Origin of the sequence: Cupriavidus sp. 30B13, from assembly GCF_049059565.2 — a bacterium.
In the GTDB taxonomy this organism is placed as follows: domain Bacteria; phylum Pseudomonadota; class Gammaproteobacteria; order Burkholderiales; family Burkholderiaceae; genus Cupriavidus.
This window is the reverse complement of record NZ_CP188224.1, coordinates 2195955-2222298: the sequence shown is the minus strand read 5'-3', so window position 1 is coordinate 2222298 and position 26344 is coordinate 2195955. Positions and strand designations below refer to the sequence as shown.

Sequence of the window (26344 nt, the reverse complement as noted above, 5' to 3'; positions counted from 1 at the left end):
GGCTTTTCCATCCAACACATCTGTTCATGACCATCCTCAGGCGCATCGAAATCCTGTTCTCCGGCCACGGCGCCAACTACTACGGCGGAGAAGCCATCACCCAGACCGAGCACGCGCTGCAAAGCGCCTACCTGTCCGAGCAGGCCGGCGACCCCGAGCCGCTGGTGGTGGCCAGCCTGCTGCACGATCTCGGCCACCTCGTGATGGCCGAAGACAGCACCACCGACATGCGCCACCAGGAAGTCGGCGCCGACCTGCTCGCGGTCGGCTTCGGCCCGGCCGTGACCGAGCCGATCCGCCTGCACGTGGCCGCCAAGCGCTACCTGTGCGCCACCGAGCCGGGCTACCAGGATGCGCTCTCGCCGGCATCGCAGCACAGCCTCGCGCTGCAGGGCGGCCCGTTCGACGCGGCCCAGGCCCAAGCCTTCCTCGCCCAGCCCCACGGCGCGGAAGCGGTGCGCCTGCGCCGCTACGATGACCTCGCCAAGGTGGTCGGCCTCGTCACGCCGCCGCTGGAGCACTACCTGCCCATCGTGGAGCGCTGCCTGCGCCGGCCGCTCCAGGAGGCGTGACATGGCCGAAGACAATGCACCGGCCCGCCTGCGCGAACCGCACGGGCGGGGCAACGCCGCGCCCGGCGCGCTGACGCTGCACGAAGTCACCGGCACCGACGCCGAACTCGGACAAGTGGCCGCCTTGCTGTCGGAAATGGACGGCGAGACCCCGCTGCCCCTGCCGCGCATGCGCGCGCTGTTCGCCCGCCTGCGCGCCGTGCCCGACTATCGCTGCTACCTGATGCTCGGCGCCGGCGGCGAGCCGCTCGGCACCTTCAGCCTGCTGGTGTTTCCGGTGCTGGTGCACGCCGGCCACAACGAAGCCATCATCGAAGGCGTGGTGGTCACGCAGAGCGCGCGTGGCGGCGGCGTCGGCTCGGCCATGATGAATGCCGCCATGCGGCTGGCGCGCGAGGCCGGCGCGGACAAGCTCGCGCTGTCGTCCAACGGGCGGCGGTTGCAGGCACATCAGTTTTACCGCCGGCTCGGGTTCAGGGAGCATGGGGTTAGTTTTAGTATTGATTTGGGTTAGTGATAGGTTGATTTCCTATTTCCTATTTCATCTCTTGGGTCTTGGCGAGATTTTATTGGTTTATTAAGTCGTGTTTGAGAGTGTGCTTGCGTCTGCGGGCCTGGCGGCTTGGGCTTGGTAGCCCATTCGCACACATGTAAGTGTCACTTTTCTTTTCTCGAAAAGAAAAGTAACCAAAAGAAAGCGATTCTTGCAGAAGGCTGGGCGCTCAGATTTTAAATTTTATTGTGGTTTCGTGGTGGGCGCGTTGGCTTCGATGGGACTGCTGACGCTACCGGTTTGCTTGCCTGCGGCGTCGCGGGTGGTGTCGGATTCATGGTGGCGCTGCATGATGGCAGCGGCGCAGGTGGTTCAGGCTGCTGCCGCGACCGGGGCGGATGCCACGTCATAGGCACGACACTGGTTTCGTGGTGGGCGCGGTGGCCCCAGTTTGAAACGTAGCCCCATACACCCGCGCCCCGGTCCACCACGCCCACCACGAAACCATGAGGGTGCTACGTCGTGGCCGCCAAAACCGGTAACGGCAGATGGCCGAACAAGCAGTGCGTTCGCCATCATAGGTCTGACCCCGAAACCAATACCGCCAGCAAGATCGTGGTGGGTCGCACCGGTAACGGCAGCATGCCAGCAGAACCGCAGCCCCCACCACGAAACCACCAACAATCAGAAATTCCAATGTTTCTGCCCCTGCCGGCCAGGCAGTCCGCTTTCTTTGCCTACTTTCTTTTCGGAAAAAAGAAAGTAGGTCGCTCCGGGGGAGCGAAAGCCTTTGACTTTGACTTTAATATTTTAAGTAATTTGATCTTTAAGTAAATATTAAAAATAGTATAGAAGTCATTGAAATATGGGGCAACCCGCTACCCCACGCCAACAGCATTGGCAGAATGAAACAACAACCGCCCCCCAATCTCGCGCCCATGGTCGCGCAGACTCCGGCCCAGCAGCACCTGCTCCGGTTCCCAGCTCGCCAGCGCGCGGTCGGGATCGTCCGGGAAGGCGTGCAGGGCGGTGGCGAGCGCGATGGCGTTGGCGGCTGCCTTCGAGGTGCTGGCGGCGGTATGCGGGCGGGGAATCGAGGCGGCATCCCCCAGCAGAATCACGCGGCCGTCGACCATGTGGTCCACCGCGAGGTCGCGGATGGCCTGGGCGAAGGGCTGCGCGGTCGCCCTGACCACCGCGCGGAACGGCGCGGGCAGCAGCGCGTCGGCCTCGCGGTAGACGTGCTCGCGCCACGCCGGCGCCAGCAGGCCTTCGGGAACGGCATGGCCACGGTAGCGCCCGGCCGTGTCGGTCATGATGGCGCGCAGTTGCGTGGCGCCCGCCACGCGGTACCAGACCCAGTTGTAGAGTCGGTGCCCGGGGCGCATGTCGTTGCCGGGGCCGGGCACGAGATAACCGAGGATATGGGAGCCGCGGTTGTTGGCGAAGCCGAAGTCGCCATGCAGGAATTCCCGGGCGACGGCCGGCATGGCGTCTTCAGGCAGCAGGCCGCGCCAGGCAAGGTAGCCCGCATAGGACGGCTGCGCGTGTGACCACAGTTGCTGCCGCACGCGGGAGTTGCCGCCGTCCGCGCCGACCAGCAGGTCGGCGCTCGCCTGCGTGCCGTCCTCGAAGATGGCCGTGACGCGCCGGTCCGGCAGTTGCCGGACCTCGGCCAGCGCGCTGCCCTGGTGATAGTGCGCCGCGCCGAATGCCTGGCGCAGCGTCGAATAGATCAGCGACCACGACGTCTGCGTCTGCGGCGCGGGCCGCCGGCTCTGGACCGAGCCGTCGGGACGCAGGACCACGCGCGCCTGCGAGCGCACGCCTAGTTCGCTGTCCGGCAGCGTCACGCCGGACAGCCGGAAGGCCTCGACGACCTCGGGTTGCAGCACGATGCCGCCGCCACGGCTGTCGAGGTCGCGCGGCGAGCGTTCGTGGATGTCGACGTCCCAGCCGGCGCGGCGCAGCAGGTTGCCGGCGAACAGGCCGCCGAGCGAGCCGCCGACGACGATGGCGCGGCGCCGGGACGGGGTTTCGGGGCGGGGAGGCTGTGGGCGGGAGGCTGGCATGGTCGGTTCCGCGATGCGGTGGCTGTGTTGACGCCCTCACTTTAGGCCGTAGCGACGGCGCTGATAATCGGGTAAGGTCCGGCAGGTGCGTTGCGCCGTACGCAACGATAAACCGGGCCCCCCGCATGGACACATTCGCTGCCTTGAAGGCTTTCGTCGCGGTCATCGAGGAAGGCGGCTTCGCGCCCGCCGCGCGGCGCATGGGCGTGGCCACGTCGTCGGTCACGCGGCAGGTGGACGCGCTGGAGGCCAGCCTCGGCACGCAGTTGCTGAACCGCTCGACGCGCAGCGTGACGCTGACCAGCGTGGGCGAGAGCTACCTGGAGCACGCGGTGCGCATCCTGGGTGACCTGGAGAGCGCCAACCTGGAGGCCGGCGAGGCCGCCGGGCCGCCGCGCGGGCTGCTGCGGGCGAGCCTGCCGGTGGCGTTCGCGCGCCTGCACATCGCGCCGGCATTGCCCGAGTTTGCCCGCAGGTATCCCGGCATCCGGCTCGATCTCGCCATGACCGACGACGTGGTCGACCTGGTGGCGCAGCGGCTCGACCTGGCGATCCGGCTGGGCAGCGTCGATGCCCCCAGCCTGGTGGCGCGCAGGATGGCGCCGCACCGGCGGCTGGTGTGCGCGAGCCCGGACTACCTGGCCCGGCGCGGCGAGCCACAAGCGCCGGCCGAACTGTCCGGGCACGATTGCCTGACCTTCTCCTACGCGCGCGGCAGCAGCATCTGGCGGTTCTCGGGCCGGTCGGAAGAGGCGGTGCGCGTCGGCGGCAGCCTGCGCGCGAACAATTCGGAGATGCTGCGGGAGGCCGCCATCGGCGGCATGGGGCTGATCCTGATGCCGAGCTGGCTGGTCGGCGCCGACATCGAGGCCGGCCGGCTGCGCGCCGTGCTGCCGGGCTGGGAGGCGGGGCTGGGCGCCGGCGGGGCGATCCAGGCGGTCTACCTGCCGAACCGGCGCGCCTCGCAGAAGGTGCGCGCGTTCGTGGACTTCTTCATCGAGCGTTTCGGCTCGCCGCCGTACTGGGACCGGCAGGGCAACACCTGAACGGGGCGGGGTGTCTCAGGCGCGCCGCGCCGCCGCCAGGCTGTCTTCCTCGCTGGCGGCTTCCTGCGCCTCCCGCACCACCTCCAGCAAACGCGCCGCCGCCGTCTCCAGCCTGCCGCTGTTGTCGATTTCGGTGAAGCGGCATCCCGCCGGCACGGCAAACGGCTCGGCCGCGCGCGCCAGGCGGCGGGCAATGTCGTCTTCGTCCTCGCGCCCGCGCTGGCGCAGGCGCTGCGCCAGGACTTCGGGCCGCACCCCGACCTGCACCGCGTGCAGGCCGGGGTAGCGCGCCTGCGCCTGCGCCAGGTATTCGCGCGAGCCGTTGACCACCACGCACAGGCCTTGCGCCAGCCAGTGGTCGAGCTCGATGCCGATGCCGTAGCGCAGGCCGTGGCTGTCCCATTGCAGGGCGAAGCAGCCCAGCGCCGCGCGGCGCGCGAACTCGGCCGCGGTGATGGCGACGCTGGCCTCGTCGGCGCCGCTGGCGCGCGTGATGTAGCGGTGCGCGATCACCACGCGCTCGCCGGGACGCAGGCGCTCGTGCAGCGCGCGCAGCAGCGAGTCCTTGCCGCTGCCCGACGGGCCCATCAGGTAGACCAGTTGGCGGCCGGCATCGCTCATGCCGCATCCTCCAGCAGGGCCGCGCCGGCAGCGTCGGCGGTGCTGCCGTCGAAGCCGTAGTGGCGCGCCGCCACGAACGGCGCGTCGGGCGCGGGCTGCACGAACAGGCTCACGTCGCGCACCGGCATCGGCGTGGCCGCCAGGTGGCCGGCGTGGGCCTGCAGCAGCGCGGTGGCGGCGGCCTGGTCGGCTTCGTCGAGCTGGCCGCTGAGCGTGATGTGGAAGATGAAGGTCTCGAACGCATAGGGGTAGCCCCAGGCATCGAGCATGCGGCGCGCCTCGGGTGCCAGCGCGTCGGGCTTGCGGCGGGCGATTTCCTCGCTGGTGGGCGGGGCGCGGAATGCGTCCAGCTCGCGCACGGCGGCGTCGGCCAGCGCGTGCATGCGCGCGTTGGCCGGCTGGTCTTCGCCGAGGCACCAGGCCAGGAAGCCGCGCAGGTTGCGCAGCGCCAGCGGCACCGCGAACGGGTGGCGGTCCAGCGCGAACGCGCGCATGGCGGCGTCGAGCGCGGCGGGCGTGCAGCCGGGCGCGAGGCGGAACGGTGCCTTGAGCGTGGCGTGCAGGCCGTAGTGCGCGGGCGCCTCGGTCCAGCGCGCGAGGCGCGGATCGTCGGCGAGGCGGTCGAGCGGACCGCCGGTCTCGGCGCTGCGGCCGAGCCAGCGGGCGCCGAGGTCGCGCCACGGCGCCGCGGGGGTGAGGTAGATGGCGTAGCGGTAAGCTGGCTGCATGGGCGTGGCGGGGGATTTCAGGCCGGTCTCGGGCCGGTTTCAGGCGGCGCGGCGCTCGCCGCCGGCCTGTTGCAGCGGGAAGGCGCGCGTGGCGTGGTGCAGCACGCCGCCGACGATGGTGGCGCAGACCTGGGGCAGGGCGGGATTGCTGTCGTCGACCAGGATGGCGTCGGCGCGCAGGCCCGGGCTCAGCGCGCCGCGGTCGGCCAGGCCGGCGGCGCGGGCCGGATTGCGCGACACCAGGTCCCACGCGGCCGGCAGCGGCAGCACGCCGAGCTGGGCGATGCGGAACGCCGCCTGCAGCGGCGCGGGGTAGTAGTAGTCGGAGGCGAGCACGTCGCACAGGCCGGCGGCGATCATCTCGGTGGCGTTGGGCGCGCCGGTATGGCTGCCGCCACGGATCACGTTGGGCGCGCCGAACACGGTGAGGTTGCGCAGCGCGCGCGCGGCGCGGGCCACGTCCACGGTCAGCGGGAACTCGGCGACGGTGCAGCCTTGCTGGTGGAAGTTCTGGCGCGTGGCGGCGTCGCCGTCGTCGTGCGAGGCTACCTGCAGGCCGGCCGCGCGCGCGGCGGCGATCAGGCGGGCCACGGCGGCGGGCACTTCGGCGGCCCGCGCGGCGGCCTGCTCCAGGCGCTGGCGGAAGGTGGCCGTGTCGCACTCGGCGCGCTCGGCGTAGCCGGCGAGCTTGCGCGTGTCCTGCATGCGCCTGAGCATCTGCGGCAGGTGATCGTTGATGGCCAGGAAGCGCACCTTGCCGCTGGCGATCCACGCCAGCGCGGTGTCCAGCCCGTCCAGGTGATGCGCCTCGAAGCGCAGGTGCACGTGGTGCTGCGCGCCCAGCGTGCCGCGCATGCGCTCCAGCCCGTCGAACATGCGCTCGGCATAGGCCTCGCCGCGCAGCCCGCCTTCCCACGACAGCGTGACGCCGTGCAGCTCGGTGGTGATGCCGTGCGACAGCAACTGGCGGTCCACGTCGAACAGCGCGCCGGCATACGGGAAGCTGACGCCGGGGCGCGGCATCACCGCGCGCTCGAAGGCGTCGCCATGGATGTCGACGATGCCGGGCAGCACCAGCAGGTCGCCGGCGTCGAGCGTGGGCCCGGCGGCGCCGGGCGCGCCGATGCAGCCGTCGCGGAACGCGAGGCCGGCCGGCGCGATGCCGCCGGCGGTGAGGACGCGCCGGCCGCTGAGGCCGGTGAGGGTGGGGTGCAGTGCGAGAGTGGTATCCATGCTGGCGACCTTAGCGCGGGCAGATGACAAGCGGATGTCTAGACCAATTTTGTTGCCGGGAGGGCCACCGCGTGATGCGGCAATGGCCCGTGAAGCGAGTGTGGCGATGCAGCGATCGGGGAGGGCGGCCTCAGTCCTGGTCGGCCACCGTCAGTTGCACCCAGTCGCCGGCGAAGCGCACCACGCTGTAGTGCAGCGGCACGCCGGCGGTATCCACGTTGAGGGCCTCCACCTGCAGGATGGGCCGTGTCTTGGGCTGGTTGAGCTGGCGCGCCACCGGCGCGGTCGGCATGGCCGCGGTGATGCGCGACCACTTGCGGGTGTAGTCGGTCACGCCGAAATGCGCGAGCGCCTTGGAGATCGACTGGCGTGCGCGCAACTGCGCATCGAGCTCGGGGAAGCGCGCGGCGTCGAAGTAGTGCTCGGCCACGTCGATGGTGCGGGCCTCGGCCTTGCCGAGCATCTGCACGCGCAGGATGGAGGCGTTGCGCGCCAGCCCCAGGTGCTTGGCGATCTCGGGCGCGCGCAGGGTCTGCGACTCGATCACCTCCATGTGGGCGCGCATGCCCTGGCTGGCCAGGTTCTGCGAGAAGCGCGTGCGCCGCCCGATGGCGTAGTCGATCGCGTGTTCCTGCACGAAGGTGCCGCGGCCCTGCTCGATGCGCACCAGCCCGTTCTGCTCCAGCTCGCCCATGGCGCGGCGGATGGTGTGGCGGTTGACGGAAAAGCGGCTGGCCAGCTCGGGCTCCGGCGGCAGGCGCTCGCCCGGCTCGTAGAGCTTGTTGCGGATGTCGAGGGCAAGGGCCTCGCCGATCTGGCGCCACACCGCTACTCCCGAACCGCGTTCGACTTCCTGTTCCAGCATCGTTTCCTGCCCCTTCGTCATCCAGCGTTCATCAACGGCGTGCTTCAATGGAATGCGATTGTGCCTCAACGGCGCGCCCCGTGCGTTGCATCGGCCAGGCTGGCGTGCCGTCATGAAAACTTCATCTGCCTGTGTTCTAGTTCTGCCCCATGGATGGTATTCTACATCTAAACGTATAGACGTATAGGGGATGTACAGATGAATCGAACCGATACCGGAAGCACGGCCCGCGCCGGCTGGCTGCGCGAGCTGGCCCTGGCGGCGCCGGAAGCGCTCGAACAGGCCTTCGGCCAGCTTGGCACCGTGCCCGCCCACCAGCTGCTGCGCAAGCCGGAAAGCGGCATGGCGATGGTGCGCGGGCGCGCCGGCGGCTCCGGCGCGCAGTTCAACCTGGGCGAAGTCAGCGTCACGCGCTGCGCGGTGACGATGGCATCGGACGATGGCGGCGTGGTCGGCGTGGGCTATGTGCAGGGCCGCACCCACCGCCAGGCGGAACAGATCGCGGTGCTGGACGCGCTGCTGCAATTGCCGGGCTGGCACGACCGCGTGCAGGCCACGGTGATCGCGCCGCTGGCGCAGGCGCGCGCGGCGCGCCACGCGCAGCAGGCGGCGGTGGCGGCACAGACCAAGGTGGAGTTTTTTACGATGGTGCGTGGAGAGGATTGAGATGCCAGGCCAAGCGAATGCCGCCCCCGCGGCAGGTAACGACAACGCGGCCGCGGGCCGTGCCGGCGCGGCGATGCTGCTGCCCGGCTTCGACGATGCGGTGCAGTCCGCGCAGCGCACTTTCCGCGCCGCGCTGGACGCGATGTCCCGTCCCGGCAGCGTGCGCGAGCTGCATGAGTCCTGCGGCGTGCCGCACGGCTTGTCCCCGGCGCTGAGCGCGCTGCTGCTGACGCTGGTCGACGCCGACACGCCGCTGTGGCTGCCGCCCGGCGTCCCCGCGGCGGTGCGCGCCTTCCTGCGTTTCCATTGCGGCTGCCCGCTGGTGGACGACGTGGCCCGGGCCGCCTTCGTGGCGGTGCCCGCGGGCCATGCCGCGCCCGCGCTGGCGGCCTGCGCGCAGGGCGATCCGGCTTACCCGGACCGCTCCGCCACGCTGCTGCTGGAGGTGGCCGCGCTGTCCGGCGGCCCGGCGGTAACGCTGCGCGGCCCCGGCATCGAGCACGAGGCCGCGCTGTGCGCGCAAGGCCTGCCGGCGGATTTCTGGACCCAGTGGCACGCCAACCAGGCGCGTTTCCCGCTGGGCGTCGACGTGCTGCTGACCAGCGGCCACGCCCTGAGCGCGCTGCCGCGCACCACCCAAGCGGAGCTTTGACATGTACGTAGCCGTCAAAGGTGGCGAACGCGCCATCCTGAATTCCTATCGCATGCTCGACGACTACCGCCGCGGCGACCGCGCCGTGCCGGAGCTGACGCTGGCGCAGGTGCGCGAGCAGATGCCGCTGGCGGTGTCGCGCGTGATGGCCGAGGGCTCGCTGTACGACCCGCACCTCGCCGCGCTGGCCATCAAGCAGGCCGCGGGCGACCTGATCGAAGCCGTGTTCCTGCTGCGCGCCTACCGCACCACGCTGCCGCGCTTCGGTTATTGCGCGCCGCTCGATACCGGCACCATGCGCCTGCAGCGCCGGATCTCGTCGACCTTCAAGGACGTGCCGGGCGGCCAGGTGCTCGGGCCGACCTACGACTACACCCAGCGCCTGCTCGATTTCACGCTGGAGGCCGAGCGCGGCAACGCGCCGCTGCCGCCCGCGCAGTCCACGCTGGATGCGCGCATGCCGCGCGTGACCGACCTGCTGCGCCAGGAATCGCTGATCGAGCCGGAAACCGTGCCGGCCGGCGATCCCGCCCCGCCGGACCTGACGCGCGAGCCGCTGGAACTGCCCGCGGCGCGCCCGGCGCGGCTGCAGAACCTGGCGCGCGCCGACGAGGGCTTCCTGCTGTCGATGGGGTATTCCACCCAGCGCGGCTACGGCAACTCGCACCCGTTCGCGGCGGAGATCCGCTACGGCCAGGCGGAAGTGGAGCTGTTCGTGGAGGAGCTCGGCTTTGCCGTGACCATCGGCGAGATCGAGGTCACAGAATGCCAGATGGTCAGCCAGTTCGCCGGCAACGCGCAGGAAGGGCCGAGCTTCACGCGCGGCTACGGCCTGGTGTTCGGCTACGGCGAGCGCAAGGCCATGTCGATGGCGCTGGCCGACCGCGCCATGCGCGCCGCCGAGCTGGGCGAGGCCGCCGACGCGCCCGCCAACGACATCGAGTTCATGCTCTACCACAGCGACAACGTGGAAGCGTCCGGCTTCACGCAGCACCTGAAGCTGCCGCACTACGTGGACTTCCAGACCAATCTCGAACTGCTGCGCCGGCTGCGCGCCGAGCGCGCCCAGGCTGCGCCGGCCGCGCCGGCCGTGCCTGAAGCGGCGGACACCCGGCCCGCGCAGGACGGCACGCAAGCGCAGGAGGCACTCGCATCATGACCAACGCCAGCACGAATCCCAACGCGAACGCGAACGCCACGGCCGACGCCGCCGTGCGCGACGAGCACTACAACTTCGGCTATCTCGACGAATCCACCAAGCGCATGCTGCGCCGCGCGCTGCTCAAGGCGGTGGCGATCCCCGGCTACCAGGTGCCGTTCGGCAGCCGCGAGATGCCGCTGCCCTACGGCTGGGGCACCGGCGGCATCCAGGTCACCGCCTCCATCATCGGCGGCGACGACGTGCTCAAGGTGATCGACCAGGGCTCGGACGACACCACCAACGCCATCAACATCCGCCGCTTCTTCGGCCGCGTCACGGGCGTGCGCACCACCGAGCGCACCGCCGAGGCCAGCATCGTGCAGACCCGCCACCGCATCCCCGAGACGCCGCTGGCGGCCGGCCAGATCATGGTGTTCCAGGTGCCCATCCCCGAGCCGCTGCGCTGGCTGGAGCCGAGCGAGACCGAGACGCGCACCATGCACGCGCTGGCCGAATACGGCGTCATGCACGTCAAGCTGTACGAGGACATCGCGCGCCATGGCCGCATCGCCACCACCTATGACTACCCGGTGATGGTGAACCAGCGCTACATGATGCGGCCGTCGCCGATTCCCAAGTTCGACAACCCCAAGCTGGACAACAGCCCGGCGCTGATGCTGTTCGGTGCCGGGCGCGAGAAGCGCGTCTATGCCGTGCCGCCCTACACCAGCGTCAAGAGCCTGGACTTCGACGACCATCCGTTCGCGGTGGAGACCTGGGACGGCTGCTGCGAGCTGTGCGGCTCGACCCACAGCTATCTCGACGAAATCATCACCGACGACGCGGGCGGGCGCATGTTCGTCTGCTCCGACACCGAATACTGCGCCACGCGCCAGGAGCAGGGCATGACCGGCCCCGCCAATGCCGCGGATATCGACAGCAGCCCCAGCATCACCAGCACCAGCAAGGAGCCAGCATGAGCCCCACCGACCAGCCGCTGTTGTCCGTGCGCGGCCTGACCCGCACCTGGGACGGCGTGCACGGCTGCCACGACGTGAGCTTCGACCTGTTCCCCGGCGAGGTGCTGTGCGTGGTGGGCGAATCCGGCTCGGGCAAGAGCACCTTGCTGCAGGCCGTGTCCTGGCAGGCCGCGCCCGAAGCCGGCAGCGTCAGCTACGACACCCGCGAGCAGGGCCTGACCGACCTCGCCACGCTGTCGGACGCGCGCCTGCGCCTGCTGGCGCGCACCGACTGGGGCTTCGTGCGGCAGAACGCGCGCGACGGCCTGCGCATGCGCGTGAGCGCCGGCGCCAATATCGCCGAGCGCCTGATGGCGGTGGGCGGGCGCCACTACGGCGAACTGCGCGAAGTGGCCGGCACCTGGATGGAGCGCATGGAACTGGACCTCGCGCGCCTGGACGATGCGCCCTCCAGCTTCTCCGGCGGCATGCAGCAGCGCCTGCAGATCGCCCGCAACCTGGTCACGCATCCGCGCCTGGTGTTCATGGACGAGCCCACCGCCTCTCTCGACGTGTCCGTGCAGGCGCGCCTGCTGGACCTGCTGCGCGGCCTGGTGGCCGACCTGGGACTCGCCGCCATCATCGTCACCCACGACCTCGCCGTGGCGCGCCTGCTGGCGCACCGCACGCTGGTGATGCAGGGCGGGCGCGTGGTGGAGAGCGGCCTGACCGACCAGATCCTCGACGACCCGCACCACCCGTACACCCAGTTGCTGGTGTCCTCCATCCTGCAGAGCTGACCATGACGCAAGACTTCGACACCAATCCCGGCGCCAATCCCGGCACCGATCCCGCCAGTGCCGCCAGCGCCGCCGACCCGCGCCGCATCGAAGTGCGCGGCCTGGGCAAGACCTTCGTCCTGCACAACCAGGGCGGCACGCGCCTGCCGGTGCTGCAGGCCATCGATTTCGACGCCGCCGCCGGCGAATGCGTGGTGCTGGCCGGCAGTTCCGGCGCGGGCAAGAGCACGCTGCTGCGCTGCCTGTACGGCAATTACCTGGCCACCGAAGGCAGTATCCGCATCCGCGACGAAGCCGAGTGGGTGGAGCTGACCCGCGCGCCCGAGCAGCGCATCCTGCGCCTGCGGCGCGAGGTGATCGGCTACGTCAGCCAGTTCCTGCACGTGATCCCGCGCGTGAGCACGCTCGACGTGGTGGCCGAGCCGCTGCAGCAGCGCGGCGCCAGCTTCGAGGAAGCGCGCGAGCGCGCCGCCGTGCTGCTGGCGCGGCTGCAGGTGCCGGGCCGGCTGTGGGCCTTGCCGCCGGCCACCTTCTCGGGCGGCGAGCAGCAGCGCGTGAACATCGCGCGCGGGCTGATCGGCGGCCATCCGGTGCTGCTGCTGGACGAGCCCACGGCCTCGCTCGACGCCGACAACCGCGCGGTGGTGGTGGCGCTGATCCGCGAGGCGCTGGCCGAAGGCCGCTGCCTGGTGGGCATCTTCCACGACGAAGCGGTGCGCGACGCCGTGGCCACGCGCCTGCTGCCGCTGCACCCCGCGCCGGCCGCCGACGCGCCGGCCGGCAAGCTGGCCGCCGTGCCGGCCTGAACCCCAGTTTTTTCCGTGCCTGACCCGTTCCCGGAACCGACCATGCTTCCTGCCTACCTGACCCGCGCGCGCATCGTGCTGCCCGACGGCGTGCTGACCGATAGCGCGCTGCTGATCGAGGACGGCCGCATCGCGGCCATCGAACCCGACGCCGCGGCCGTGCCGCGCACCGCCCAGGTGATCGACCTGGGCGGCCAGACCCTGATGCCCGGCCTGATCGACCTGCACTGCGACGCCATCGAGAAAGAAGCCGAGCCGCGCTCGCGCGTGATGTTCCCGCTGGACTTCGCCGTGGCGCAGGTGGACCGCCGCAACGCCGCGGCCGGCATCACCACGCCGTATCACGCGCTGTCCTTCGCCAGCACGCAGTTCGGCGTGCGCAACAACGAGACCGCGTCGCAGATCGTGCGCACGGTGGCCGCCTTCCGTGCCCACAGCCTGGTGGACAACCGCATCCACTGCCGCTACGAAGTCACCGACGCCAGCGCGCTGCCGGTGCTGAAGACGCTGCTCGAAGCCGGCGTGGTGGACCTGATCTCGGTGATGGACCACTCGCCCGGCCAGGGCCAGTTCAAGACGCTGGAAGCCTACGTGGCCTACATGATCGGCAACCACGACATGAGCCGCGAGGAAGCCGTCGCGGCGGCCGACAAGAAGGCCGCCGAGCAGCAGGGCGCGCTCGCGCGCGTGGAGCGCCTGCTGGCGCTGGCCGCGCGCCTGGGCGTGCCGGCCGCCAGCCATGACGACGATTCGGTCCAGCGCATCGCCACCATGCAGGCGCTGGGCGTGCGCATGAGCGAATTCCCGATCAACCTGGAGACCGCGCAGGCCGCCGTGGCGCGCGGCCTGCCGACCATCCTGGGGGCGCCCAACGTGCTGCGCGGGCAGAGCCAGAGCGGCTCGATGCGCGCCATCGACGCCATCCGCGCCGGCGTGGCGGACTGCCTGTGCTCGGACTACCAGCCCTCCACGCTGATCGCCGCCGCGTTCGCCGCCGAGCGCCAGGCGGAGCTGACGCCGTCGCAGGCGGCCGCGCTGGTCAGCGCCAATCCGGCGCTGGCCTGCGGCCTGTCCGACCGCGGCCGCATCGAGCTCGGCCTGCGCGCCGACCTCGTGGCGGTGGCCACGGTGGCGGGGCAGCCGCTGGTCACGCATACGTGGTCGTGCGGGCGGCTGGTGTTCTCGGCCGGCTATCCGGCCAGCGCCATGAGCGCCGGCGCGGCCGTTGCCAGCGCGCCGGCCGCGCGCAGCGAGGGGCGCGTGGCGGCCTGACGGCCTGAGAAGTGAATAGCGCGAAGTGTGACGGCGTGAGGGCGGGGTGCGGAGGGGCGGCGCTAACGGTGGGCGGCACGGGCGGCGACGCGGCGCGGCGCGTGCCACTCGCCGGGGATGTCCGGCACCACTTCGCACTCGCCGCGCACGATCAGCTCCACCGTGGCGCACACGCCGTTGACCCCGCGCGGGCCGACGCAGACCAGGCTGCGCGGATGGTCCGAATGGTTGGGGATGGCGTACACCCGCATCCCTTCCTGATACAGGGGATGCTCGGGCAGCCTCGCGTTCAGTATCTCGACGAACCGCAACGGGCTCACGATCGGCTTTTCCATCGCGCTCTCCCAAAGAGCGTGGGCACGGTACACGGCGGCGCCGGATGGCCCGAAGGTGCCTGGCCGGCGGGAAGCGGGGGCTTTCCGGACGGGTTTGCAGGCACAGACCAGGATATGTGGCCCGGGAGCCGCGGCGGGGGCGGAATTGCGGCTCGGTAGCCGCTTGGCGCGCAATGCGATGCCGGGGGCCACGCGGTAAGGTTAGGCGATCTGGCGGCAGGATCAAGGATTCTGGCCGTTTGAAACGGAAACGCGATGCACGCGGCACTCCGGACCCTGGCGCGGCAGCGCTGCCGGCGGCCCGCGCGCGGCGCTGATGTATATTTGCGGCCATAGCAGCATCCGCGCGCCGCCCCGAGCCGCCGCCGCTGCGCCTTACCGACCCGCCATCCGCATGAACGCCACCCCGAGCCTTGCCCCCGACGATGCCGCGTCGATCGCCGCGTCCGTTGCCGCGCTGCGCGCGCACTACGACGCCGCCGTCCTTCCCCTGTGGCGCGGCCCCGGCTGGAACGCCGGCATGCAGTTGCCCTACGAGGCATTGGGCGGCGCGGACCGGCAGCCGCTGCCGGCCAGCCGCTACCGCGCGATGGCCTGCGCGCGCCAGCTCTATGTGTTCTCGCAAGGCGCGGGCGCCGGCGACGCCGCCCATGCCGGGCAGCTGTTCGGCTCGCTGCGCCGGCATTTCGCCGACGCCGCGCGCGGCGGTTTCGTCTACAGCGTCGACGCGCAGGGCAAGCCGCTCGATACCACCCGCGACCTCTACACGCACGCCTTCGTGGTGTTCGCCTGCGCGGCCTATGCCGAGCGCACCGGCAGCGCCGAGGCGCGGGCCTTGCTGGAGGAAACCACGCAACTGATCGAGGCGCGCTTCGCCACCGCGCACGGCTTGTATCACGCCGCGCTGGCCGAGGATTTCAGCCCGGCCGCCACGCCGGCACAGAACCCCATCATGCATCTCACCGAGGCCTACCTGGCGGCCCACGCGCTGACCGGCGACAGCTTCTATGCCACGCGCCTGCAGGCCATCGCCACGGCCATGCTGGACGCCTTCGCCGACCCGGCCACGGGCTGCATCGCCGAGCTGCCGCTGCTGCCCGCCATCGCGGGCGCCGTGGCGCCGGCGGACAACCGCGTGGAGCCGGGCCACCAGTTCGAGTGGTTCTCGCTGCTGGCGTCGGCGCCGTCGCTGTTCGGCGGCTCGCCGCTGGCGCGGTCGCTGGCGCGCGCCTTCGATTTCGCGCTGGCGCACGGGGTGGACATGAAGACCATGGGCGTGGCCGCCGCGCTGCGCCTCGACGGCTCGCCGCGCGACGCCACGCAGCGCATCTGGGCGCAGACCGAGTTCGCGCGCGCGCTCGCGGTGCGCGGCGACGGCGCGGCGCTGGCGCACCTGCGCGCGTGGCTGCAGGCCTTCCCGGCGCGTTTCCTCCACGCCGGCGGCTGGCACGAGTGCCTGGCGCCGGACGGCGCGGTGGCGCGGGCCGAGATGCCGTCGACCACGCCTTACCACCTCGCCACCGCATACCAGGCGCTGGCCGAAGCGGGCGGCTGGTAGGGCGGTAGAGCGGTAAAGCGGTAGAGCGGCAGGCGCCGGCCTTACCAGCCGTACTTCAGCTCCACGCCGACATAGTCGGCATTGCGCCCCCCCAGCTCGCGGATCGAGTCGCCGACCTGGAAGTGCACCGCCTCGACCGCGCCGATCAGGTTGGCGGCCAGCGTGACCTCGGTACGCAACTGCAGGTACATGCCGGTCCAGCGCGAGCCGCGCCCGGCGGTGCCGGGCACGGTGGCGTTGCCCTGCGCATAGACCGCGTCGCCGGTGGTGGCGCGCCACTGGAAGCCGGCCGCGGCGAGCACCGACAGCTTGCTGGTCGGCTTGACCGTGATCGAAGGCTTGACGTGGATCAGGTTCGAATACCCCGTGTAGCCGGCCAGCGTGAAGTAGTAGCCGTTCGGAAACAGCGGGTTGAAGGTGCCGATGTGCCCGTCGCCCGGATGGCGGTCGCCCGAGGCCGCGTCGACCTGCAAGCCCGCGCGCGGTTTCCACGGCAGGGTGGCGAAGGTGTAGCCGCTGAGCGAGCCGAGCGCCCAGGCGTTGATCGTCTGGTTGCCGACGTGCCCGGTCTGGACCATGCCTTCGACGTCCCAGTCGATGTGGTTCACGTTGCCTGAGTAGCGCGCGTCGAAGACATTGCGGTGCTCGTCGCCGCCACCATCGAGGAAGCGCGCGTTGCAGCGGTTGTAGCGCGAATAGTAGGCCGACAGGTCGCCCGGGCCGACGTTCTGCCGCTCGACGCGCACGCCGCTGAAGGTCAGGTCGCGGTTCGACACGTCGTCGAACGCCTGGTTGTCGCGATACTGCACCGGCTGCGTGGCGTAGGCGATCAGCCGCCAGCGGTTGATTTCCCAGTCGGCCCAGAGCGCGTCGAACGCCTGCCGCACGTTCGGGCCGTCGCGCACGGAGATGAAGCGCTGCAAGTCGAACGCCATCTCCTGGCGCCCCACGCGCGCCTTGAACACGCCGTCGCCGAGCGGGTGGACGACGGCGATGAAGGCCTGCTCGACGTCCACGACGTTCTTGTCGGTCGGGCTCACCATGTCCTTGCCGAACGGCCGCGCGTCCTCGAGCTGGACGAAGACCTGCACGTACTTGCCCAGGCGCGCGTCGGCGTGTATCTCCGCGCGTTGCAGCAGATAAGTGTTGGCGCGCGCGGCGCCGAGGCCGAACAGGGGCGTGTTGTTGACCTCGACGCGCTCGCGCAGGTTCGCGCCCAGCGACAGATAGGTGTCCGGGTCGCCGGAGAACGGGATGTACTTGAGCGCGTCGAACGGCTGGCGCGGCACGCACGGACTGGCCAGCACCGACCAGTCTTCCTGCCACCGGTTGAACATGACCGGAGGCCGCTTTGCGGCGCAGGCCGCGGCGGCGGGTGCGGGTGCGGAAGTGGGCTGGGCGTCGGCAGCCTGTGCCCACGCATGGCCCGGCAGCGCGGCGCCGGCGCTGGCCGCCAGGCACAGCGCCACGCGGGCGAGCCGGCGCGCGCGCCGGTACCGGCGGCCGGCGGGGCCGTCAGCGGGCGGCATCGCGGGTCTCCTGGGCCGGCTCGCCGGCGCTCGTCCTGACCGCCAGCCAGACGATCAGCGCCAGCGGCAGCAGCAGCGCGCCGAACGACAGCCGGACGTAGGTGGTCGCCCCCGCGATGGCGCCGATGCCGAAGCCGGCCAGCGGCCCGAGCGTGCGCGCCAGGCGCTCGCGCGCGACGCGCCGGGCGGCGGCATCGGGATGCGACAGCAGCGCGTCGAGCGTGTCGAGCACGGCCTGCGTGACGTTGCCCGTCATGACCGTGTTGGGCACGCCCGGGCGGCCGACCAGCTTGGCGTGGGCGTTCTGCACGCCCATCGCCACCGCGCCCAGCAGCCCGCACAGGATGGCGGCGGGCGCCTGCGCATCGCGCACGGGCGCGGCGTACAGGCCCGCGGCCAGGAAGCCGGCCAGCAACACCGCCTGCAATGCGTACAGCGGCCGCGCCGCGGTGGCCGGCGGCTTGCCGCCGCGCGCCCTGACGACGGCGCTGCTGAGCACCACGCCGGCGATGAAGGCCGGAAACGCCAGCAACTTCATCAGCACGCCTTGCCCCAGGCCCGCGGCTTCCGCGCCGATCAGCACGAAGTTGCCGGTGACGTGCGCGGTGAACAGGCCGAACAGCGCCACGAAGCCGAGCGTGTCGACGAAGCCGGCGACGACGGCAAGCAGGGTGTCTTCATGTTTCATCCGGCATCTCTCGGCATCTCTCGTTTGCCGGCCGGCTTCATCGCGCGGCCGCGGCGTGGATCTCGGCGACGTAGCCGCCGGGGAAGCGGACGATCGCCGCGCTGCGCCCGTCGGCCGTGTAGGGCGGCACCAGCACGGTCACGCCGGCGGCGGTCGCCTTGGCGAGCGTGTCGGCCAGGCTGGGGACCTCGTAGCCGGTCAGCTCGTGCCCGTACGGATAGGGCAGGTGGCCATCGGTCACCAGCACGGTGATCTTGCCGAAGCCGGACTCGATGCGGACCCGGCGGTAGGTGTCGTTCGGCCGGCCGATCTCGATGCCGGGCGCGCGCGCGGCGTCCGATACCACCTTGCCGCCCGAGAAGCGGACGAAGCTGCGGACGAAGGCGTCGGCGCGGTCGGCGGAGAGGTAGACGCGGTTCTCGGGAATGGTCGCGAGCTTCGGGTAGTCCGGCGCCGTGGTGTGCCAGTAGAGCTGCATGTTGACGCCGCCGGGCCATTGCACGATGGCGTCGCGGCCGATCGGGTCGGGGAACGTCGAGACGATGACGTCCGCCCCCGCGGCGCGCGCGGCGGCGACGGCCTTGTCCATGTCGGTCACCAGGTAGCCGGTGCGCTCCGCGCCGAACGGATACGGGATGGGCGTCTTGAAGCCGAACACGGAGAGCGTGCCGGCCGGCGTCAGCACCAGTTGCGACATGGTCAGGCTCGGCGTGGGCGTGACCGTGAATTCGCCTTCTTTCGACGTGGTGCCGCCGAAGGTGGCGACCAGGCTGTCGACGAAGCGGCTGAAATCGGCGGGCGCGACATACACGTGGGTCGTGTCGTATTGCGGCCCGACCGAGACCGCCGCCGCCGCTGCCGGGGGCCGGGCCTGGGCCACGGGGGCGACGGGGCTCATCGCGCTGGCCGCCACCAGCGCGGCGGCCGTCAGGAGGGATCGGATCGAACGCATGGAAACCTCTTCTTATCGGATTTATCGAATCTATCGAATTGACCGGCGTGAAAACGCGAACCGGGAAACCCGGATTGCGCGCCACGGCCGGGCGGCTGCGCGGCGCACGGCGCGTCGCGCAGCGCAAGCAGGCCGGAGCGGGCCGGGCGCGTCAGTGTGGCTCGGCGGCGTCCTTGCCGAGCGGGGCCGCCGGCTGGTTCTCGGCGAGCGTCTTGGGCGGCGTGCCGGTGATCTTCGGCACGCACTCCGAGCTGAACCACGCCACGGTGACCGGCTCGCCGGCGAGCATGCGCTTGATGGGGGGCACCACCTGTTCGCCGATCAGCATGCCCAGCAGGCCGACCAGGGCCACCACGGGCGGCGCCGGCGAGCGGACCTGCAGCAGCGCGTAGATGATGCCGACCAGGATGCCGACGGAAAGAGAGACGAGATAAAGCTTCATCAGGGGCTCCAGGAAAGGGGAAAGTGGGGACCGGTGGGCACCGGCCCTAGCGCCGCGCCGGCCGGCCGTGCCGGAGGTCTTCCCAGGCCACCAGCAGGAAGCCGCCGGCCAGCCCGATGTGCTCGAAGAAGGCATTGGCCATCATGAACTGCGCGCCGGGCGGCGCCTCCCAGAAGCGGTTCGCCAGGAAGCTGGCCATCACCGTGAAGCCGGCCAGCGCGAGCGCGCCGAGCCAGCGGAACCAGCCGCCCAGGATCAGCAGCGAGGCGCCCAGCTCCAGCGCGATGGTGGCCGCCGCCAGCGGCGCCGCGGGCGCCAGGCCGAAGTGCTGCATCTCGGCGATGGCGCCGCCGAAGTCGGCGAGCTTGGTCAGGCCGCCTTGCAGGTAGGCCGCGCACAGCGCCAGCAGGGCGAGCCAGCGCACCCAGGCCGGGGCGAAGCGCGCCCGCGCGCCGTCGGCGGGCTCGAAGAGGGGCGTGGCCTTGCTCATGGCCGGCTCCCGTGTCCCGCGCGCCCGGGCGGCATCCGCGCGTGCATCGGAGCATGCATCGGAGCGCCCCGCATCAGAACGCCCAGCACGAGCAGCCGAGCGCGCCCCAGAAAGCGCTCTCGTCCGCGGCCGGCGCGCTCGCGGTCCAGGCGCGCGCATGCGCGTGGCCGTGCACGCCGCAGGCGCTGGCGCAGCCGCAGGCGGTGCGCAGCGCCGCTGCCTGCGGGCGCGGCTGGTAGCCGCCGTGGCGGCGCACCGGCGACCAGTCCGGCATGGCCGGCGGCAGCGGCGGCGCGAGCTTGCCGAAGTCGCCGTCGCCGTACACCGGCTTGCCGCCCAGCAGCGTCAGCACCGAGGTGATGTCCTGGATCTCGTCGCCGGGCACGCTGAAATAGTCGGCCGACAGCACCACGAGGTCGGCCAGCTGGCCGGCCTTGATCTCGCCCTTCTTGCCTTCTTCGGAAGAGAACCAGGTATTGGCCTCGGTCCACAGCCGCAGCGCCGTCTCGCGGTCCAGCAGGTTGGCCTGCGGGTACATCGACAGGCCGCCCACGGTCTTGCCCGTGGTCAGCCAGTACAGCGACACCCACGGGTTGTACGAGGCCACGCGCGTGGCGTCGGTGCCGGCGCCGACCTTCACGCCGCGCTCCAGCATGCGCTTGACGGGCGGCGTGGCCTCGGCCGCGCGCGCGCCGTAGCGCTCGACGAAGTACTCGCCCTGGTAGGCCATGCGGTGCTGCACGGCGATGCCGCCGCCGAGCGCGGCGATGCGGTCGATGTTGCGGTCGGTGATGGTCTCGGCATGGTCGAAGAACCAGTGCAGGCCGTCGAACGGCACGTCCCTGGCCACCTTCTCGTAGACGTCGAGTGCGCGCGAGATGGTTTCGTTGTAGGTGGCATGCAGCCGCCACGGCCAGCGGTTCTCGGCCAGCAGGCGGATCACGGGTTCGAGGTCGCCCTCCATCGAGGGCGGCATGTCGGGCCGCTCGACGCGGAAGTCCTCGAAGTCGGCCGCGGTATAGACCAGCATCTCGCCGGCGCCGTTGTGGCGGTACAGGTCGTCGCCCTGGCCGGGCTTGACCTTGCCGGCCCAGTTCTTGAAGTCGCTCAGTTCGTCCTTGGGCTTCTGCGTGAACAGGTTGTAGGCCAGGCGCACCGTGAGTTCGCCGTCGCGGTGCAGCTCCTCGATGATGCCGTAGTCCTCGGGGTAGTTCTGGTAGCCGCCGCCGGCGTCGATCACGCCGGTCACGCCGAGCCGGTTGACCTCGCGCATGAAATGCCGCGTGGAGTTCTTCTGGTACTCGGGCGGCAGCTTGGGGCCCTTGGCCAGCGTGGCGTAGAGGATGGTCGCGTTGGGCTTGGCCAGCAGCAGGCCGGTGGGGTTGCCGGCGCTGTCGTGGACGATCTCGCCGCCCGGCGGGTTGGGCGTGTCCTTGGTGTAGCCCACCGTGCGCAGCGCGGCGCCGTTGAGGATGGCGCGGTCGTACAGGTGCAGGATGAAGACCGGCGTGTCCGGCGCGGCCGCGTTGAGTTCTTCGATGGTGGGCAGGCGCTTCTCGGCGAACTGGTGCTCGGTGAAGCCGCCCACCACGCGCACCCATTGCGGCGCGGGCGTGCGCGCGACCTGCTCCTTGAGCATGCGCATGGCGTCGGCCAGCGAGCGCACGCCGTCCCAGCGCAGCTCCATGTTGTAGTTCAGGCCGCCGCGGATGATGTGCATGTGGCTGTCGATCAGCCCGGGGATGACGCGGCGGCCCTGCAGGTCGACCACCTGGGTGGCGGGGCCGGCAAGCTGCATGATCTCGTGCTTGCCGCCGACCGCGGCGAACTTGCCGTCGCGGATGGCGACGGCTTCGGCCTGCGGGTTGGCGCGGTCGAGCGTGGCGAACTTGCCGTTGACGAGGATCAGGTCCGGGGTGGCCGGTGCGTTCATGGCGAAACTCCTGCGAATGGGTGCCGCCCGTTGCGGCGGGTGGGGCCAGGTTGGGGGGCCAGGTTGGGGCCGGACCAGGGCCAGGGCGGGGGCGGAAGGCGGCGCCGCGCGGCGGCGGCCACGGCGCGCCGCCGCCGCCGCGGCGCGGCGGGCTTACTTGGCCGGCACCGGGGCCAGCACTTCGTGCTCGCCGGCGGCGCGCTGCGCGGCCTTGTGCACCATGGTGTAGGCATAGTCCACGCCCATGCCGTAGGCGCCGGAGTGCTCCTTCACCAGCGCCATCACGGCGTCGTAGGTGTCGCGGTGGGCCCAGTCGCGCTGCCATTCGAGCAGCACCTGCTGCCACGTCACCGGCACCACGCCGGCCTGGATCATGCGCTGCATGGAGTAGTCGTGGGCTTCCTTGGAGGTACCGCCGGAAGCATCGGCCACCATGTAGATCTCATAGCCGCCTTCGCCCATCGCGCACAGCGCGAAGGTGTTGTTGCAGACTTCCGTCCACAAGCCGGCCACGACCACTTTCTTGCGGCCATTGGCCTTGAGCGCATCGCGTACCTTCTGGTCGTCCCAGGAGTTCATCGAGGTGCGCTCGAGCAGCTTGTGGCCGGGGAAGACGTCGAGCAGTTCCGGGTAGGTGTAGCCCGAGAACGAGGCCGACTCGACGGTGGTGATGGTGGTCGGGATGTTGAAGATCTTGGCGGCCTTGGCCAGGCCCACCACGTTGTTCTTCATGGCCTGGCGGTCCATGGACTGCACCCCGAAGGCCATCTGTGGCTGATGGTCGATGATGATCAGCTGGCTGTTCTGGGGGGTCAGGACTTCGAGCTTCGGATTGGTCATGGCGATTTCCGGTTGCGCGCCGTTGCTGGCGCGGGGTTCGCGAAGGCAAGGACTACGTCGGAGGCCGGCATCGGCAACCGACATCGGCCTGCAACATCAACATGCTTGACATTGCGCCAAGCATTTCATTCTCCACAACTCAGCGTGGCGAATCTGGCATCAATGAATCTAGTGCACGCGGCTCCGGTTTTCAAAAAAGAATTAAAAGCGGCAGATGAAAATATTCGCTTGCGCGCACGCAAGGCACCTGAAGGGGATTGACGGCACGCCGCCCCGCTGGCATGCCGGCGGCCACGCGATATATCGATGCAGAGATTATGGGATTGCGTCCGCCGCGTCTTGTAGGAAAGGACGCAAAGTTAGCGAAAAGTGTGATCGCCGTGCGCGCGGATCAGGCTCGCGGCGGCCTCGGGGCGCCAGGCGCCAGGCGCCGCGCCGCGCACGGCGGGCGCGCGCGTTCTCGCGAGGGCGCACGGGCGCATCCTCGGCGGCGGAAAATGCGCCGGCGATTATGCTGGCGCCCGGTCAGCGGCGATTTTCGCGCGGCTTTCGTTTATAAATCATTGCGATTTCGCCATTTGGCCGGTGGAATGCCGACGACGCCGCTGAATATGCGAGTGAAATGGCTTTGATCGGAAAATCCGGAGCGCGCTGCAATTTCAGATATTGGAATACCCTGGCGCAGCAATCCCTTGGATTGCTCGATGCGGTGTTCCAGCAGCCAGCGATAGGGCGTGACCCCGGTATTCTGCTTGAACGCCTTGATGAAATAGCTGCGCGACAGATTGCAGTGCGCCGCCACCATCTCGATCGAGACGTCTTCGCCGGCATGGGCGACCAGGTATTCCTTGGCCAGCGCCTCCTGCCGGCGCGACAGCGTGGCCGTCTTCAGCATGTGCACCGAGGCGCTGCCGTAATGCGCGACCAGGTGGGCCAGCATGGCGTTGGCCAGCTGGTCGAGGAAAAGGCGCGAGGCCTGGGCGGGCATTTCCAGCGAAGGCAGGAACGCGCGCGCCAGCGACAGCATCACCGCATCGGTGTCGCCTTCGGGATTGCGCAGGGAAATCGGCGCGCGCGCGCCGTGTTCGCGCGCAAAAGCCTGCAGCTCGTCGCAACCGACCTGCAGCCTCACATTGTCGAACGACGCGCGATGATGGCAGCGCCAGCTCTGCTGCAGGCTGGTGATGGCCAGCGCGCCTTCGGCATGACCGCCGGCAAAGACCTGCCGGCCGTCGCGCCACAGCGTGTGCGCGGCGAACGGGCGCAACTGGACGATGGCGGAAAACGCGTCCTGGGACGCAATCACGGGAGCCGGAGGCAGCCCGCCCGGCTCGTCGCAGCGCATGCGCGTGATGCTGGCATGCGTGGTGTCGAGCCTGTCTATTACCGGAAAGGCTGCCGTTGGAGGCGGGCGGTCCGGCCTGGCCGCGCTTTGCATCATATGTCTTCCCTGGCAAGCGAAGCGTTGAAGGCGGTCGAAGCGCCGCCCATGAGGAACGCAAGGTGCCAGTGTGCTATCGCGGCGCGGGCCGCGCAATGGGCAGCGCATCATTTGGCCGGCCGGCCCGGCATGCCGGCGTGTGGAGGCTCGGGCCTGCGGCTCGGGCCTGCGGCGCGGCGAGGTCGCGCGAAGAGGGAAGGCGGCGGGCGCGGCGCGGGCCGGCGCGGCTCAGGCGTCCCAGTCGGGCGCGAACGGCGGCGTGACGTAGCGCAGGTGCTTCGGCAGGGCCGCGATGGCGCGCCGGTCTTCGTCGTCGAGCTTCACGTTCAGCGCGTCGAGATTCGATTGCTGGCTGTCGCGGCGCTGTGCCTTGGGAATGGCCGCCACGCCGTCCTGCTCCAGCAGCCATGCCAGCGCCACCTGGGCGGCGCTGGCGCCGTGCCGCGTGGCAATGCCCTGCAGCACCGGGTCGGCCGCGGCCCGGCCTTGCGCGAGCGGCGCGTAGGCGACCAGCGGAATGCCCTTGCCGCGCAGGTAGGCCAGCATCCTGGACTGGTCCAGGAACGGGTGGTACTCGACCTGGTGGCAGGCAATCGGGGCGCCGATGTCGTCGATGGCGGCGCGCAGCATCGCCAGGTTGAAGTTGCACACGCCGATGGCGCGCACCGAGCCTTCCTGCAGGAAGCCTTGCAGGGTATCGAGCACGGCGCCGAGGTCCATGTCGCGCGACGGCCAGTGGACCATGTACAGGTCCACGTAGTCGACGCCGAGCTTGCCGAGGCTGGTATCCAGCGCGCGGTGCATGGCCTGCGGCTTCAGGTTCTCGTGCCACACCTTGGTGGTCAGGTGCAGGTCCTCGCGCGCCATGCCGAAGGCCGCGATGGCGGCGCCGACGGCCTCTTCGTTCTGGTACATCTCGGCCGTGTCGATATGGCGGTACCCGAGCGCCAGGGCGTTTTCGACGACCGGCTGGCAGCCGCCGCCCGGCATGCGGAATGTGCCGAATCCGAGGCGCGGCATGCGGATGCCCTGTGTTTGCAAGAATTCCATTTCGATGAACCCCAACTTGGTTGAAGCCTGCGCGCAAGCGTGCCGCAGTGCCCTGGGCAGCAATTTCGCACGCCGGGGTCATTGAATAAAGTATGTCTCGCTCAAATCAATCGTGATTAAACTCACGCAATGGGCGGGATGGGAAACGCGGGAGCGGGAAATGGGGGAAAAGATGCGAAAAAAGAGGCGGGGCGGACATGACGTTTGACGGGCGGCTGTTTTCGGGCATCACCGTGCTGGCCGCCGTGGCCGAGAGCGGCAGTTTCGTGCGCGCCGCGGACGCGCTGGGCCTGTCGCCGTCCGGCGTCAGCCGGGCGGTCTCGCGGCTGGAAAAACGCATCGGCGTGCGGCTGCTCGACCGCACCACGCGCTCGCAGACGCTGACCGACGAGGGCCGGCGGCTCTACGAGGCGGTCGGCCCGCACCTGACCGGCATCGAGGAGGCCGCTTCCGCCGCGTCCGGCTCCGCGAACGTGGTGCAGGGCAAGCTGCGCGTCAACGTCGATCCGTTCTTCTCGCGCACGGTGCTGGCGTCGCGGCTGCCCGATTTCCTGGCGCGCCATCCCGACCTCTCGCTCGAGCTCATCATGCGCGACGACGTGGGCGACCTCGTGGCCGACGGCTTCGACCTCGCGGTGCGCTTCGGCCCGCCGCCGGCCGGGACGCTGGTGGCCAGGAAACTGCTCGACACGCGCATCATCACGGTGGCCTCGCCGGGCTACGTGGCCGCGCACGGGCGGCCCGCCAGCCCGCGCGACGTGAGCCGCCACCAGCGCATCATGTTCTACGATCCGGTGGCGGCGCGGCCCTTCGAATGGGAATTCCACCGCGGCAAGAAGGTCATGCAGATCCCCGCCGAGGGGCGGCTGCTGGTGTCCGACGTGGGGGCGATGCTGGGGGCGTGCATCGCCGGCGCGGGCATCGCGCAGGTGATGGAGATCAGCGTCGAGCAGCCGCTCGCCGACGGCCTGCTCGTCGACCTGTTGCCGGACTGGCCGGACGAGAAATTCCCGCTCTACGCGCTGTTCCCGTCGCGCCGCCATCCCGCCGCCAAGGTGGAGGCGTTCATCGCGTTCTGCCGTGCCTCGCTGGCCCCGGCGCTGCCCGGCGCCGGCCCGGGCGCGGTGCCACCCGCATAGCGTCAGTCCCGTCGCGCAGCG

The 26344-nt window shown here is 70.5% G+C and carries 28 protein-coding genes; 13 read left to right on the top strand and 15 right to left on the bottom strand.

What is annotated here, in order from left to right; all coding sequences use genetic code 11:
* The first annotated feature begins 26 nt into the window (after positions 1 to 26).
* The 3 genes from ACKI2N_RS28975 (at position 27) to ACKI2N_RS28965 (ending at position 1899) form a co-directional block, all read left to right on the top strand.
* Positions 27 to 572 (top strand): phosphonate degradation HD-domain oxygenase, encoded by a 546-nt coding sequence (locus ACKI2N_RS28975; protein WP_420996770.1) that lies wholly within the window; start codon positions 27 to 29, stop codon positions 570 to 572.
* Position 573: 1 nt separating this feature from the next.
* Complete coding sequence (locus ACKI2N_RS28970) at positions 574 to 1086, top strand: GNAT family N-acetyltransferase (RefSeq protein ID WP_420996772.1); 513 nt, start codon at positions 574 to 576, stop codon at positions 1084 to 1086.
* A gap of 501 nt (positions 1087 to 1587) precedes the next feature.
* Positions 1588 to 1899, top strand: coding sequence for a hypothetical protein (locus tag ACKI2N_RS28965; RefSeq protein ID WP_420996774.1), 312 nt, complete (start codon positions 1588 to 1590; stop codon positions 1897 to 1899).
* 44 nt (positions 1900 to 1943) lie between these two features.
* On the opposite strand, the gene ACKI2N_RS28960 is transcribed toward ACKI2N_RS28965, so the two are convergent.
* Complete coding sequence (locus tag ACKI2N_RS28960) at positions 1944 to 3137, bottom strand: FAD-dependent monooxygenase (RefSeq protein WP_420996775.1); 1194 nt, start codon at positions 3135 to 3137, stop codon at positions 1944 to 1946.
* Positions 3138 to 3262: 125 nt separating this feature from the next.
* Between ACKI2N_RS28960 and ACKI2N_RS28955 the strand changes: the two genes are divergently transcribed.
* Entirely contained in the window at positions 3263 to 4183 is a 921-nt protein-coding gene (locus ACKI2N_RS28955; protein ID WP_420996778.1) for a LysR family transcriptional regulator, read from the top strand.
* A gap of 15 nt (positions 4184 to 4198) precedes the next feature.
* On the opposite strand, the gene phnN is transcribed toward ACKI2N_RS28955, so the two are convergent.
* The 4 genes from phnN to phnF all read right to left on the bottom strand — a co-directional run bounded on the left by phnN (position 4199) and on the right by phnF (position 7630).
* Positions 4199 to 4804 (bottom strand): phosphonate metabolism protein/1,5-bisphosphokinase (PRPP-forming) PhnN, encoded by a 606-nt coding sequence (gene phnN / locus ACKI2N_RS28950; RefSeq protein WP_420996779.1) that lies wholly within the window; start codon positions 4802 to 4804, stop codon positions 4199 to 4201.
* A complete protein-coding gene (locus tag ACKI2N_RS28945) occupies positions 4801 to 5532 on the bottom strand; it encodes a DUF1045 domain-containing protein (RefSeq protein ID WP_420996781.1) in 732 nt (243 codons plus the stop codon). The genes phnN and ACKI2N_RS28945 overlap by 4 nt, the downstream gene beginning before the upstream one ends.
* Positions 5533 to 5571: 39 nt before the next feature.
* On the bottom strand, positions 5572 to 6765 hold the full coding sequence (locus tag ACKI2N_RS28940; protein ID WP_420996783.1) for an alpha-D-ribose 1-methylphosphonate 5-triphosphate diphosphatase: 1194 nt from the start codon (positions 6763 to 6765) through the stop codon (positions 5572 to 5574).
* A gap of 130 nt (positions 6766 to 6895) precedes the next feature.
* Positions 6896 to 7630: a phosphonate metabolism transcriptional regulator PhnF gene (phnF, locus tag ACKI2N_RS28935; RefSeq protein WP_420996905.1), complete on the bottom strand. Its 735-nt coding sequence runs from the start codon at positions 7628 to 7630 to the stop codon at positions 6896 to 6898.
* Positions 7631 to 7828: 198 nt separating this feature from the next.
* Here phnF and phnG point away from each other — a divergent pair, with 198 nt between their 5' ends.
* The 7 genes from phnG (at position 7829) to ACKI2N_RS28900 (ending at position 13926) form a co-directional block, all read left to right on the top strand.
* Positions 7829 to 8296 (top strand): phosphonate C-P lyase system protein PhnG, encoded by a 468-nt coding sequence (gene phnG, locus ACKI2N_RS28930; protein ID WP_420996784.1) that lies wholly within the window; start codon positions 7829 to 7831, stop codon positions 8294 to 8296.
* Between the two features lie 73 nt (positions 8297 to 8369).
* The gene (phnH, locus tag ACKI2N_RS28925) at positions 8370 to 8948 is read left to right on the top strand and encodes a phosphonate C-P lyase system protein PhnH (protein ID WP_420996907.1); all 579 of its coding nucleotides are present in this window, start codon (positions 8370 to 8372) and stop codon (positions 8946 to 8948) included.
* Position 8949: 1 nt separating this feature from the next.
* Positions 8950 to 10107 carry a carbon-phosphorus lyase complex subunit PhnI gene (locus tag ACKI2N_RS28920; protein WP_420996785.1) on the top strand — a complete coding sequence of 386 codons (1158 nt, stop codon included), beginning with the start codon at positions 8950 to 8952 and terminating at the stop codon, positions 10105 to 10107.
* Entirely contained in the window at positions 10104 to 11069 is a 966-nt protein-coding gene (locus tag ACKI2N_RS28915) for an alpha-D-ribose 1-methylphosphonate 5-phosphate C-P-lyase PhnJ (protein ID WP_420996787.1), read from the top strand. The genes ACKI2N_RS28920 and ACKI2N_RS28915 overlap by 4 nt, the downstream gene beginning before the upstream one ends.
* Positions 11066 to 11848, top strand: a complete 783-nt coding sequence (gene phnK / locus ACKI2N_RS28910; protein ID WP_420996789.1) for a phosphonate C-P lyase system protein PhnK — start codon at positions 11066 to 11068, stop codon at positions 11846 to 11848. The genes ACKI2N_RS28915 and phnK overlap by 4 nt, the downstream gene beginning before the upstream one ends.
* A 2-nt stretch (positions 11849 to 11850) precedes the next feature.
* Entirely contained in the window at positions 11851 to 12654 is an 804-nt protein-coding gene (phnL, locus tag ACKI2N_RS28905) for a phosphonate C-P lyase system protein PhnL (protein ID WP_420996791.1), read from the top strand.
* Positions 12655 to 12696: 42 nt separating this feature from the next.
* Entirely contained in the window at positions 12697 to 13926 is a 1230-nt protein-coding gene (locus tag ACKI2N_RS28900) for an alpha-D-ribose 1-methylphosphonate 5-triphosphate diphosphatase (protein ID WP_420996793.1), read from the top strand.
* Positions 13927 to 13988: 62 nt separating this feature from the next.
* On the opposite strand, the gene ACKI2N_RS28895 is transcribed toward ACKI2N_RS28900, so the two are convergent.
* Entirely contained in the window at positions 13989 to 14261 is a 273-nt protein-coding gene (locus tag ACKI2N_RS28895; RefSeq protein ID WP_420996795.1) for a hypothetical protein, read from the bottom strand.
* 394 nt (positions 14262 to 14655) lie between these two features.
* Here ACKI2N_RS28895 and ACKI2N_RS28890 point away from each other — a divergent pair, with 394 nt between their 5' ends.
* The gene (locus ACKI2N_RS28890; protein ID WP_420996797.1) at positions 14656 to 15819 is read left to right on the top strand and encodes an AGE family epimerase/isomerase; all 1164 of its coding nucleotides are present in this window, start codon (positions 14656 to 14658) and stop codon (positions 15817 to 15819) included.
* 41 nt (positions 15820 to 15860) lie between these two features.
* On the opposite strand, the gene ACKI2N_RS28885 is transcribed toward ACKI2N_RS28890, so the two are convergent.
* The 9 genes from ACKI2N_RS28885 to ACKI2N_RS28845 all read right to left on the bottom strand — a co-directional run bounded on the left by ACKI2N_RS28885 (position 15861) and on the right by ACKI2N_RS28845 (position 25154).
* The gene (locus ACKI2N_RS28885) at positions 15861 to 17348 is read right to left on the bottom strand and encodes an alginate export family protein (protein WP_420996798.1); all 1488 of its coding nucleotides are present in this window, start codon (positions 17346 to 17348) and stop codon (positions 15861 to 15863) included.
* Positions 17335 to 18036 (bottom strand): YoaK family protein, encoded by a 702-nt coding sequence (locus ACKI2N_RS28880; RefSeq protein WP_420996799.1) that lies wholly within the window; start codon positions 18034 to 18036, stop codon positions 17335 to 17337. Before ACKI2N_RS28880 ends, ACKI2N_RS28885 begins: the two co-directional genes overlap by 14 nt.
* A 37-nt stretch (positions 18037 to 18073) precedes the next feature.
* On the bottom strand, positions 18074 to 18934 hold the full coding sequence (locus ACKI2N_RS28875) for a VOC family protein (protein ID WP_420996908.1): 861 nt from the start codon (positions 18932 to 18934) through the stop codon (positions 18074 to 18076).
* A gap of 205 nt (positions 18935 to 19139) precedes the next feature.
* A complete protein-coding gene (locus ACKI2N_RS28870) occupies positions 19140 to 19430 on the bottom strand; it encodes a XapX domain-containing protein (RefSeq protein ID WP_420996801.1) in 291 nt (96 codons plus the stop codon).
* A gap of 46 nt (positions 19431 to 19476) precedes the next feature.
* Positions 19477 to 19920 (bottom strand): DoxX family protein, encoded by a 444-nt coding sequence (locus tag ACKI2N_RS28865; RefSeq protein ID WP_420996802.1) that lies wholly within the window; start codon positions 19918 to 19920, stop codon positions 19477 to 19479.
* Positions 19921 to 19993: 73 nt separating this feature from the next.
* Complete coding sequence (locus tag ACKI2N_RS28860; protein ID WP_420996803.1) at positions 19994 to 21853, bottom strand: amidohydrolase; 1860 nt, start codon at positions 21851 to 21853, stop codon at positions 19994 to 19996.
* Between the two features lie 153 nt (positions 21854 to 22006).
* A complete protein-coding gene (locus ACKI2N_RS28855; RefSeq protein WP_420996805.1) occupies positions 22007 to 22693 on the bottom strand; it encodes a hydrolase in 687 nt (228 codons plus the stop codon).
* Positions 22694 to 23246: 553 nt separating this feature from the next.
* Entirely contained in the window at positions 23247 to 24134 is an 888-nt protein-coding gene (locus ACKI2N_RS28850) for a helix-turn-helix transcriptional regulator (protein ID WP_420996806.1), read from the bottom strand.
* A gap of 228 nt (positions 24135 to 24362) precedes the next feature.
* Positions 24363 to 25154, bottom strand: a complete 792-nt coding sequence (locus tag ACKI2N_RS28845) for an aldo/keto reductase (RefSeq protein WP_420996807.1) — start codon at positions 25152 to 25154, stop codon at positions 24363 to 24365.
* Positions 25155 to 25381: 227 nt separating this feature from the next.
* Here ACKI2N_RS28845 and ACKI2N_RS28840 point away from each other — a divergent pair, with 227 nt between their 5' ends.
* Entirely contained in the window at positions 25382 to 26323 is a 942-nt protein-coding gene (locus ACKI2N_RS28840; RefSeq protein ID WP_420996808.1) for a LysR family transcriptional regulator, read from the top strand.
* Positions 26324 to 26344 lie beyond the last annotated feature (21 nt).